Below are 6,500 nucleotides of genomic sequence, written 5' to 3' on the forward strand. Positions count from 1 at the left end.
GAGGTCAGTACATCCGCTACCCATTCAGCGCGTGTAATGGAGTCTTCGCGAGCAAGCTCGCTCTCACATAAGAATGCGGCGGACTCATGATCGAGTCCGCCGCTATTTCACAAGATCGTCCTAAATCTGTTACTGACGCATCCCGCGTCCGCTCACCAGGAGTCGCGCGCAGCCCAGGTACAGCACGATGGTCGCAACGACCATGAACGCCAGGGCGATGCTGATCTTGATGTCCGACACCCCGAGGATGCCGAAGCGGAAGGCGTTGACCATGTGCAGCACCGGGTTGGCCAGCGACACGGTTTGCCAGAACGGCGGCAGCAGGTTAATCGAATAGAACACCCCGCCCAGGTAGGTCAACGGCGTCAGCACAAAGGTCGGGATGATCGAGATATCATCGAAATTGCGCGCAAACACAGCGTTGATGAAGCCCAGCAGCGAAAAGATTGTCGCGGTCAGCAGCACCACAATGATGGTGATCCCCAGGTGATGCACCTGCAGGTCGGTGAAGAACATCGACAGCATCGTGACGATCACCCCCACCGCCAGCCCGCGCAGTACACCGCCTATGGTGTAGCCGATCAGAATGGTGTGGGGCGACACCGGCGAAACCATCAGCTCTTCGACCGAACGCTGGAACTTGGCGCCGAAGAAGCTCGAGACGACGTTGCCGTAGGAGTTGGTGATCACCGACATCATGATCAGGCCAGGCACGATGTACTGCATGTAGGTGAAGCCACCCATGTCGCCGATCTGCCGACCGATCAGGTTGCCGAAGATCACGAAGTACAGAACCATGGTGATCGCCGGCGGCAGCAGGGTCTGCGGCCAGATCCGCATGAAGCGCCGGACCTCACGGTAAACGATGGTGTTCAGGGCGATCAGGTTGGGACGCAGCTCCGAGCTCATATCGCCACCTTCGCCAGATTCTTCTCGACCAGACCCACGAACAACTCCTCAAGGCGATTGGTTTTATTGCGCAGGCTCAGCACCTGAATGTTCTGCAGCGACAGCTGGCTGAACAGCGACGTGATGCCGATGGTCTTGTCGACCTGCACTTCAAGCGTCTGACTATCCACCCGTTTCACCGGATAACCGTTGAGCTGAGGCGCGGCCTGCAGCGGATCGCGCAGGTCGAGCAGGAAGGTCTCGACGTGCAGCTTGTTGAGCAGGGTCTTCATGCTGGTGTTTTCGATGATCGTGCCGTGATCGATGATGCCGATGTTGCGGCACAGCTGCTCAGCCTCCTCCAGATAATGCGTGGTGAGGATGATGGTGATGCCCTTCTCGTTCAGCTCGGTGAGGAAGGTCCACATCGAACGTCGCAGCTCGATATCAACGCCGGCAGTAGGCTCGTCGAGGATCAACAAACGCGGCTCATGAATCAGTGCGCGGGCAATCATCAGTCGGCGTTTCATGCCGCCGGACAACGAACGTGACGGCGAGTCGCGCTTGTCCCACAACCCAAGCTGGGTCAGGTACTGCTCGGCGCGCTCTTTGGCGATCTTCGGCGGAATGCCGTAATAGCCCGCCTGAGTCACGACGATGTCGAAAGTCTTCTCGAACTGATTGAAATTGAATTCCTGCGGCACCACACCGATCGAGCGCTTGAGTTGCGCCGGATTGGTATCGAGGTCGTGGCCGAAGATGTTCACCGTGCCGCTGGTTTTGTTGACCAGGGTCGAGATGATCCCGATGGTGGTGGATTTGCCGGCGCCGTTGGGGCCGAGCAATGCGAAGAAATCACCCTCGGCGACGTCCAGATCAATGCCCTTGAGGGCCTGGAAACCGTTGCCGTAGGTCTTGGTTAGCTGCCGGATGGACAGAGCTGAACTCATGACTGAACACACACCAATAAAAAATGAAAAGGGAAGATAAACGAATACGAACGTGCAGTTGCCGGGCTCACAGGGACGCTGAAATTTACCGTGCTGCGCAGCTGGAATATCAGGCGCAACACAAGGCTACAAACGCAGTGGCCGCAATGTTGCGTGCCGATGCCGCCCAAGTACAGCGACATCGATTGATAGTCAGTATTAACTCGACACGGGCTGAACTCAGGTCAGCGCGGTCATGACGGCCTTTCGATACGCCGGACGCTGTTGCAAACGCTCGTACCAGGCTTTGAGGTGGGGCAGCTCGCGACGTTCAATCGGCATTTCGAACCAGGGATAAGCGAAGCAGCCGAGGGGAATGTCGCCCACGCCGAATTCGTCGCCTGAGAGGTACGGCTGATGCGCCAGTGCTGCGTCGACGATGACCAGCAGGCGCTCGACTTCAGCTTTGGCCGCGTTGATCTGCGTCCAGTCCTGTTTGTCGGCCGGCGTGCGTACTACGCCCCAGAACACCGGGCGGAAAGGGCCGGCCAGCGTCGACGTAGTCCAGTCCATCCACTTCTCCGCCTGAGCGCGCGCCTTGGGGCTGGCGGGATAGAAAGCAGGATCCGGCGCGTATTGAGCCGCCAGATAACGGACGATGGTGTTGGATTCCCACAGCACGAACTCGCCGTCTTCAATCATCGGCACCACACCATTGGGGTTCTTCGCCAGGTACTCGGGCTGATCGTTGACACCAAAGGCGCCGCCGGCATTCAGCGACTCGTATTCCAGTCCCAGTTCCTCGGCGATCCACAATGCCTTGCGCACATTGGACGAGTTCTTGCGGCCCCAGATCTTCAACATGTTGTCATTCTCCGTGTGGTCAACGAGCGATGAGTGGCGTTTGCGGCGGGCCACAGTCTACTCCGGGATGCGGGTGTTCGAGCCACAACTTCCTGTGCATCGGCCAGCCCCCGAACTCCCTTGATAGCACGGGGTCACTATCGAAGCGCGGGCCAGAGCGGTCGACTGCGCAGCCGGTTGCGCTTATCGCACCGTCATCATGGAGGGCTGTTTATGTTGTTGCTGTGGATCGTAGTGTTGGTGGTCGGCGTGGCCTGGCTGGCCCATCGGCGAGTTGCGCCCTTCCCCGCCCTGGGCATCGTCGCGGTGTACCTGCTCGCGATGGGCGCGTTCAGCCATGCCCACGGCTGGATGATCATCCCGTGGGTGTTGTGGATTGGCGTCGCGCTGATGCTGGCGCTGCCGGACCTGCGCCGCAAACACTTCAGTGCGCCGATGTTCTCGTGGTTTCAGAAAGTGCTGCCGCCGATGTCCGCCACCGAGCGTGACGCCATCGACGCCGGCACGGTGTGGTGGGATGGCGAGCTGTTCAGCGGACGTCCGGACTGGAACACCCTGCTCAGCTACCCGAAAAGCAAGCTGACCGATGAAGAGCAGGCGTTCCTCGACGGCCCGACCGAAGCACTGTGTGCCATGGTCAGCGACTGGGAGATCGGTCAGGCCATGGACCTGCCGCCGGAAGCCTGGGCGCATATAAAGGAGCATGGTTTCTTCGCGCTGATCATTCCCAAGGAATACGGCGGTAAAGGCTTCTCGGCCTACGCCCACTCGCAAGTGGCGATGAAGTTGGCGACCCGCAGCGGCGATCTGGCCTCGACCGTGATGGTGCCTAACTCACTGGGCCCGGCGGAACTGCTGCTGCATTACGGCACCGACGAGCAGCGCAATCATTACTTGCCGCGCCTGGCGCGAGGCGACGAGATCCCGTGCTTCGCACTGACCGGCCCGCTGGCCGGCTCCGACGCAGGGGCGATGCCTGACACCGGGATCATCTGCAAGGGCCAGTGGGAAGGTGAGGAAGTCATTGGTCTGCGCCTGAATTGGGAAAAGCGCTACATCACCCTCGGTCCCGTCGCCACCCTGCTCGGCCTCGCGTTCAAGGCCTACGACCCTGAGCATTTGCTCGGTGACGAGACAGACCTGGGCATCAGCCTGGCGCTGATTCCAACCGACACCGCCGGTGTGGAAATCGGTCGCCGTCATGTGCCACTGGGCGCGGCTTTCATGAACGGTCCGAACTCCGGCAAGGACGTGTTCATTCCGCTGGAATACCTGATCGGCGGCCAGGACATGCTCGGCAAAGGCTGGATGATGCTGATGAATTGTCTGTCGGTCGGCCGTTCGATTTCCCTGCCGGCGGTCGGTACCGGCGCTGCGAAGTTCACCAGCCTCGTTACCGGGCAGTACACCCAGGTGCGCGAGCAGTTCAACGTACCGCTGGCAGCGTTCGAAGGGATTCAGGAATCCCTAGCGCGCATCGGTGGCAACGCCTGGCTGATGGACAGCGCGCGCATTCTGACCGCCAACGCGGTGGACCTGGGCGAGAAGCCTTCGGTGCTATCGGCGATCCTGAAATACCACCTGACCGAGCGTGGTCGCGAATGCATCACCCACGCGATGGATGTGCACGGCGGCAAGGGCATCATCATGGGCCCGAACAACTACCTCGGTCGCTCATGGCAAGGCGCGCCGATCTTCATCACCGTGGAAGGCGCGAACATTCTGTCGCGCAACCTGATGATCTTCGGTCAGGGCGCGATTCGCTGCCATCCGTTCGTGCTGAAGGAAATGGCCCTCGCCGGCCGTAAGGATCACGATCGGGCGGTGGTGGAATTCGACGGCCTGCTCATGCAGCACATCGGCTTCGCCGTGCGCAACGCGGCCAGCACGCTGGTGCTGAATCTGGGGCTGGGGCATTTCGAAAGCGTGCCGGGTGATGGCCTGAGCCAGGGTTATTTCCGCGCGCTGAACCGGCAGGCTGCTGCGTTCGCGATGTTGGCGGACCTGAGCATGATGCTGCTGGGCGGCGAGCTGAAACGCCGCGAGCGTCTGTCGGCGCGACTGGGTGATGTGCTGAGCCACATGTACCTGGCGTCCGCCGCGCTCAAGCGTTACCACGATCTGGATTATCCCGAAGCGCTGGCGCCGTTGTTTTGCTGGTCCATGGAAGAAGCGCTGGGTGAGTCGGAACGCGCGCTGGACGAATTGCTCAGTAACTTCCCGAACCGCATTCTCGGCGGGCTGCTGCGGGTGATCGTGTTCCCGTTCGGTCGTCGTCACAAAGGGCCGTCGGACAGGCTCGATGCGCAGGTCGCGGAGATCCTTGGCCGTGCCAAGGGAGACCCAGCGCTGGAATCGGTGCTTGCCGGTTGCTATCGCCCGACCGACGCAGAGGATCCGGTCGGCGCATTGCAGCACGCCAGCGACTTGCTCGGCGGCGCCAAGGCGATCCGCAGCAAACTTCATCACGCGGTGAAAAGCGGCCAGGTCAAACCGGCGGGTGGCGAGCATCTGATCGACGCCGCGCTCAACGCAGGCGTGCTGCAGGCGGCGGAAGCGGAAACCTTGCGCGCTGCAGAGGCGGCGCGACGCAAGGTGATCGATGTGGATGATTTCGACAAGGAAGCGCTGGTCGCCACTGAAGGCAAAACCCGCTAACAACGACGTACCCTGTAGGAGTGAGCTTGCTCGCGATTGCGGTGGGTCAGCAACATGCACCTTAGCTGACACGCCGTCATCCGCGAGCATGGGAATCGCTCCTGCAGTTGCTGCCCACGACTTACGTCTACATACACCGCTCTAGCGAATTGTCCTACACTCCTTGGTAACAACAACAAAAACCCAAGGGGACGCATCATGATTAACCAACGCCTGACTCATCGCTGCCTGCTCTCTGAAATTGCCTCGGGGGAGGATCATTACAGAGGCAAGCCGACACAAACCCTGCAAACCCTGCTGATGATGGGCTTCGTCACTCGTCTGCCCAGTCCTGACCGTACCTATGCTCATCTCGCGCTTACCGAAGCAGGCCATCGGTATCTGGCCGGGTTGTGGCATTGAGATAGCCGCAGGCGGCGGGGGCCTCTATACTCCCGCGCCTGTTTTTGTCTCTGAGGGCTTCATCATGGCCGACGCCAATCTCGACCACATCATGAATCTGCTGTTGCATTTGCGCGGCATCCTGGTCGCGCTGGGAGAGGCCGAGCAGGTCCCCGAGGAAAGTCATGCGCTGTTTCTGGAGCGTTACGATGAGTTGCTGACGCTGTTGCCGGCTGATCCGATCGAGAGTCAGTATCTGGGGCAGGATTTGTTGTGTCAGGTGATTCAGCGCTATCCGCAGATTGCTCATTTGGTGCCGCGGGATTTGTTGTGGTTTTTCGCGGGCGATTGTCTGCATTTCATGCCGGACGATGAGATTGATTTGTATACGGCGCTGGAGGAGCGTCGGTTTGAGGCGATGGAGAACGAGGAGCCGTTTGACTGGAATCAGGAAAAGCAGTTGTTGGCGATGTCGCAGTCTGAGTCCAAGCATTGATCTGAGGTTATCCGGATCAAGATCAAGATCAACATCAAGAGCGTCCGCCTGGGGGCGGACTGTTTCGCCTTCGGCGAGTTACTTGGAAAAGTCGAAAGTCGCACCATCCCCAAGTAACCAAGGGTGCTTGCTCTCGGTTTGGCCCCTCCTCCGTCGGGGTTCCTTCACTCCGGTCCCGCTCCGTGGGCCCGCGCCGAACGGACATCCATGTCCTGACGGCGCTCTCGCCGCATCCATGCGGCTCGGCCCACTCCGCGAAACCTGCGTTCAGCCTGCACCCAAGT

At 60.2% G+C, this 6,500-nt stretch carries 6 protein-coding genes; 3 read left to right on the forward strand and 3 right to left on the reverse strand.

Features of this window, described 5'->3' with window-relative positions; all coding sequences use genetic code 11:
- Positions 1 to 129 precede the first annotated feature (129 nt).
- From QMX88_RS28260 to QMX88_RS28270, 3 genes are all read right to left on the reverse strand, one after another.
- Positions 130 to 909, reverse strand: coding sequence for an ABC transporter permease (locus QMX88_RS28260; RefSeq protein WP_065993104.1), 780 nt, complete (start codon positions 907 to 909; stop codon positions 130 to 132).
- A complete protein-coding gene (locus tag QMX88_RS28265; protein ID WP_282373550.1) occupies positions 906 to 1,838 on the reverse strand; it encodes an ABC transporter ATP-binding protein in 933 nt (310 codons plus the stop codon). Before QMX88_RS28265 ends, QMX88_RS28260 begins: the two co-directional genes overlap by 4 nt.
- Positions 1,839 to 2,057: 219 nt before the next feature.
- Positions 2,058 to 2,681, reverse strand: a complete 624-nt coding sequence (locus QMX88_RS28270; RefSeq protein ID WP_282373551.1) for a glutathione S-transferase family protein — start codon at positions 2,679 to 2,681, stop codon at positions 2,058 to 2,060.
- Between the two features lie 213 nt (positions 2,682 to 2,894).
- Between QMX88_RS28270 and QMX88_RS28275 the strand changes: the two genes are divergently transcribed.
- From QMX88_RS28275 to QMX88_RS28285, 3 genes are all read left to right on the forward strand, one after another.
- Positions 2,895 to 5,339: an acyl-CoA dehydrogenase gene (locus tag QMX88_RS28275; RefSeq protein WP_282373552.1), complete on the forward strand. Its 2,445-nt coding sequence runs from the start codon at positions 2,895 to 2,897 to the stop codon at positions 5,337 to 5,339.
- A 198-nt stretch (positions 5,340 to 5,537) separates the two neighbouring features.
- Positions 5,538 to 5,741, forward strand: coding sequence for a hypothetical protein (locus QMX88_RS28280; RefSeq protein WP_192172749.1), 204 nt, complete (start codon positions 5,538 to 5,540; stop codon positions 5,739 to 5,741).
- A 64-nt stretch (positions 5,742 to 5,805) separates the two neighbouring features.
- Entirely contained in the window at positions 5,806 to 6,216 is a 411-nt protein-coding gene (locus QMX88_RS28285) for a PA2817 family protein (protein WP_133776461.1), read from the forward strand.
- Positions 6,217 to 6,500 lie beyond the last annotated feature (284 nt).

This window comes from Pseudomonas sp. PS02290, from assembly GCF_029960075.1.
Lineage (GTDB): Bacteria > Pseudomonadota > Gammaproteobacteria > Pseudomonadales > Pseudomonadaceae > Aquipseudomonas.

Bases quoted from the DNA above. Each gene is read 5' to 3' on its own strand.
- QMX88_RS28275 (WP_282373552.1), top strand. From the start codon at position 2,895: ATGTTGTTGCTGTGGATCGTAGTGTTGGTGGTCGGCGTGGCCTGGCTG.
- QMX88_RS28260 (WP_065993104.1), bottom strand. From the start codon at position 909: ATGAGCTCGGAGCTGCGTCCCAACCTGATCGCCCTGAACACCATCGTT.
- QMX88_RS28280 (WP_192172749.1), top strand. From the start codon at position 5,538: ATGATTAACCAACGCCTGACTCATCGCTGCCTGCTCTCTGAAATTGCC.
- QMX88_RS28270 (WP_282373551.1), bottom strand. From the start codon at position 2,681: ATGTTGAAGATCTGGGGCCGCAAGAACTCGTCCAATGTGCGCAAGGCA.
- QMX88_RS28285 (WP_133776461.1), top strand. From the start codon at position 5,806: ATGGCCGACGCCAATCTCGACCACATCATGAATCTGCTGTTGCATTTG.
- QMX88_RS28265 (WP_282373550.1), bottom strand. From the start codon at position 1,838: ATGAGTTCAGCTCTGTCCATCCGGCAGCTAACCAAGACCTACGGCAAC.